Genomic DNA, 3,616 nt, shown 5'->3' with positions numbered 1-3,616 from the left:
TCCATATCGTCAGTGAAGCGGGTACTGCCGCCGGCGTTCGACGGATCGAGGCGATCACCGGCGAGAACGCGCTGGCGTACTTCAAGCAGCAGGAGGCCACGCTCGGGCGTCTGGGCGCGCGGCTGAAGGCGAAGCCCGAACAGGTCGAGGCGCGCGTCGAGTCGCTGTTCGAGCGCAATCGCAGCCTCGAGAAGGAGCTCGAACAGCTCAAGGCGAAGCTCGCAAGCGTGGCCGGCAGCGACATGCTCGGTCATGCCCAGGAGATCGCCGGGGTGACGCTTCTGGCCACCCAGCTCGAAGGCGTCTCCGGCAAGGACCTGCGCGGCATGCTCGACCAGCTCAAGCAGAAGCTCGGCTCCGGCGTGATCCTGCTGGCGGTGGCCGATCAGGCAGCGGGCAAGGTGAGCCTGATCGCCGGTGTCACCGACGATCTGACCGATCGGGTCAAGGCCGGTGAGCTGGTCAACTTCGTGGCCGCCCAGGTGGGCGGGAAAGGGGGCGGTCGGGCCGATATGGCCCAGGCCGGCGGCAGCCGTCCCGAGGCCCTGCCGGAAGCGCTGAAAGGCGTTCCGGCCTGGCTCGAAAACACGCTTCGCTGAGGCGACGGCCGATGGCATCCTGTGCCATCGGCCTTTTATTATCCGGTCGGGAAGCGGCGTGGCCATGATGGCCTGCAGGGCTCGCCGCCCTCGATCGATCCTTTGACTCCGAACGCATAGGGAAACCGGCATATGGCACTATACGTACAAAAGTTCGGCGGCACCTCGGTAGGTTCCGTCGATCGCATCAAGGCCGTGGCGGAAAAGGTGAAAGGCTTTCGCGACCAGGGCCACCAGGTGGTGGTGGTCGTCTCCGCCATGAGCGGCGAGACCAACCGCCTGACCGACATGGCCCACGCCCTGAACGAGGACCCGGCTCCGCGCGAGATGGACATGCTGCTCTCCACCGGCGAGCAGGTGACCATTTCGCTGCTGGCCATGGCGCTTCAGCAGCTTGGCGTCAGCGCCACTTCCCATACCGGCGCCCAGGTGGGTATCCACACCGACAGCGCCTACACCAAGGCGCGTATCCAGCGTATCGAGACCGATGACCTGAAGGCCGATCTGGACGCGGGCAAGGTCGTGGTGGTGGCGGGCTTTCAAGGCGTGGACGAGAACGGCAACATCACCACGCTCGGCCGCGGTGGCTCGGATACCACCGGTGTTGCGCTCGCCGCCGCGCTCAATGCCGACGAGTGCCAGATCTATACCGATGTCGACGGTGTCTACACCACCGACCCGCGGGTGTGCTCGAAGGCCCAGCGCCTGGAAAGCATCACCGTCGAGGAGATGCTCGAGCTTGCGAGCCTCGGCTCCAAGGTGCTGCAGATCCGCGCGGTGGAATTCGCCGGCAAGTACAACGTTCCCCTCCGGGTGCTGTCGAGCTTCCAAGACGGCCCCGGCACCCTGATTGTTGCAGACTCTGACCAAGACGAGGACTCCATGGAAGAACCGCTGATCTCCGGTATCGCCTTCACCAAGAACGAAGCCAAGCTGACGCTGTTGCACACCCCGGACGTACCCGGTGTCGCCTCGCGCATTCTCGGCCCCATCGCCGATGCCAACATCGAAGTCGACATGATCGTGCAGAACGTCGCGCCCGCCGGCGACTACACCGACTTCACCTTCACCGTCGCCAAGGGCGACTACAAGGCCACCAAGCGCCTTCTGGAAGAGAGCGTGATCCCGGATCTCGGCGGCGGCGAGCTTCGCGGCGACGACAACATCGCCAAGGTCTCGCTGGTCGGCGTGGGCATGCGCTCACATGCGGGCGTGGCGTCCAAGATGTTCCGCGTGCTCGCCGACGAGAACGTCAACATCCGCATGGTCTCCACCTCGGAAATCAAGATTTCCGTGGTCATCGACGAAAAGCACATGGAACTGGCCGTCAACGCGCTGCACAAGGCGTTCGGACTGGACAAGACGAATATAGAATCCGAATAACATTTGTGCTCTAAACCTTCTACGCTAAGAGATAACTTGCTGCCTTGGGTGGTGAGCTAACTTGCAACGGAAGGTTCGAGTGTCAAGGCGCCAGAGGCAACAGTCGTTGGTGACGCGTGTCGCTTTGCCGCATAATAGGCGGCGGTGACGCCTCTGGCGGACACGAACCGTTGTACAAACGTCTGAGAAGGAGATCAGCCATGCTCATCCTAACGCGCCGCGTAGGCGAAACGCTGATGATCGGTGACGAGATCACCGTCACGGTGTTAGGTGTGAAGGGTAATCAAGTCAGGATCGGTGTGAACGCACCCAAGGATGTCGCCGTGCACCGCGAAGAGATCTATCAGCGGATCCAGCGCGAGCGCTCAACCGAAAGCGAACCCGAATAAATGGCGGCTTATACCACGCCCACTACAGGGCGTTTAAGCGCTAACTCGAAGCCGGCGCGAAAAAATTTCTGTTTAGGTCTGGACAACGAACAGCATAATCGGTAATATTCGCGCCGTGCCGTTGAGGAGAGGTGGCCGAGTGGCTGAAGGCGCTCCCCTGCTAAGGGAGTATAGGGTTTATAGCCCTATCGAGGGTTCGAATCCCTCCCTCTCCGCCAACTGCCGCACTCATCGAAAGCCCGAGTGGTTTTGGATGAAGCAAGTGAAACGTTTTGGATATGCGCCCGTAGCTCAGCTGGATAGAGTATCTGACTACGAATCAGAGGGTCGGAGGTTCGAATCCTCCCGGGCGCGCCATCCAGAGCCGGACACGCAGCAAGAAGATAGACAGTTTGTACCCAAGCGCCCGTAGCTCAGCTGGATAGAGTATCTGACTACGAATCAGAGGGTCGGAGGTTCGAATCCTCCCGGGCGCGCCAAATTCCTGAAACCCCGCCTCGCTCGAGGCGGGTTTTCTGCGTTTGTGCTATCGAGCACTACCGGGTTGGTCTAGCAAGAGGGTGGCTCGCGCCCTCTGCGGTCGTTTGAAGCGCCCGCCACGTCAGTGGCCGGGCGCTTTTTTTTCGAGTCGGGCGGGGCTAGGGCGTCGCCATCAGGGCGTCGAGCAGCGCGTCCAGGTCGGTGATGCGCTTGACGCGCTGGAAATGCTCCTCGGCTTCGCCACTCGAGGGGCGCATCTGGGCCAGCCACTGCTTGACCAGCGATGCCACGATGCGTTCGGGCAGCGCTTCACGCTGGCGCGTCGCATAATCGACGATGACCTCGGCGCGCATCTGCCAGGTGGTCTCGGGCAGGCGCTCGCCGGTATCCAGCCAATGGCGGATGCGCGGGGCGAGCCACGGATCGGCCAGGGCGCTGCGCCCGAGCATCACGTCCTGGCAGCCCGAAAGCGTGCGCGCCTTCCAGTAATCCTCCAGCGTCCAGATATCGCCGTTGGCGACCACCGGCAGCGAGACGTTGGCGCGAATCCGGCCGATCCACTCCCAGTGCGCCGGCGGGCGGTAGCCTTCGTCGCGGGTGCGCCCGTGCACCACCAGCCGCGCCGCGCCTCCGGCTTCGGCGGCCTGGGCGCAGGCGACGGCCAGGCGCCGGTCCGAGAAGCCCAGGCGAATCTTGGCGGTGACGGGAATGCGCCCCTCCAGGGCCTCGAAGACCGCGCGAACGGCCCGATAGACCCGCTCCGGG

4 protein-coding genes and 3 tRNA genes are annotated in these 3,616 nt (G+C 63.2%); 6 read left to right on the top strand and 1 reads right to left on the bottom strand.

Annotated features, from left to right (window positions below; translation table 11 throughout):
- The 6 genes from BIS11_RS13115 to BIS11_RS13090 all read left to right on the top strand — a co-directional run.
- On the top strand, window positions 1-599 hold a 599-nt coding region (locus tag BIS11_RS13115), incomplete at its 5' end, for a DHHA1 domain-containing protein (RefSeq protein WP_253586224.1).
- Between the two features lie 132 nt (window positions 600-731).
- Window positions 732-1,982 (top strand): aspartate kinase, encoded by a 1,251-nt coding sequence (locus tag BIS11_RS13110; protein ID WP_253426540.1) that lies wholly within the window; start codon window positions 732-734, stop codon window positions 1,980-1,982.
- A 200-nt stretch (window positions 1,983-2,182) separates the two neighbouring features.
- Entirely contained in the window at window positions 2,183-2,371 is a 189-nt protein-coding gene (gene csrA, locus BIS11_RS13105; protein WP_253426543.1) for a carbon storage regulator CsrA, read from the top strand.
- 125 nt (window positions 2,372-2,496) lie between these two features.
- A tRNA-Ser gene (locus BIS11_RS13100) sits at window positions 2,497-2,589 on the top strand.
- Window positions 2,590-2,651: 62 nt separating this feature from the next.
- Window positions 2,652-2,728 (top strand) — tRNA-Arg (locus BIS11_RS13095).
- A 45-nt stretch (window positions 2,729-2,773) separates the two neighbouring features.
- Window positions 2,774-2,850 (top strand) — tRNA-Arg (locus BIS11_RS13090).
- Between the two features lie 159 nt (window positions 2,851-3,009).
- Here the strand turns inward: BIS11_RS13090 and BIS11_RS13085 are convergent.
- On the bottom strand, window positions 3,010-3,616 hold a 607-nt coding region (locus BIS11_RS13085; protein ID WP_253586223.1), incomplete at its 5' end, for a tRNA-dihydrouridine synthase family protein.

This window comes from Halomonas sp. 707D4, from assembly GCF_024158685.1.
Lineage (GTDB): Bacteria > Pseudomonadota > Gammaproteobacteria > Pseudomonadales > Halomonadaceae > Vreelandella.
The sequence above is the reverse complement of the archived record's forward strand: the minus strand, read 5'-3'. Positions and strand labels throughout refer to the sequence as shown.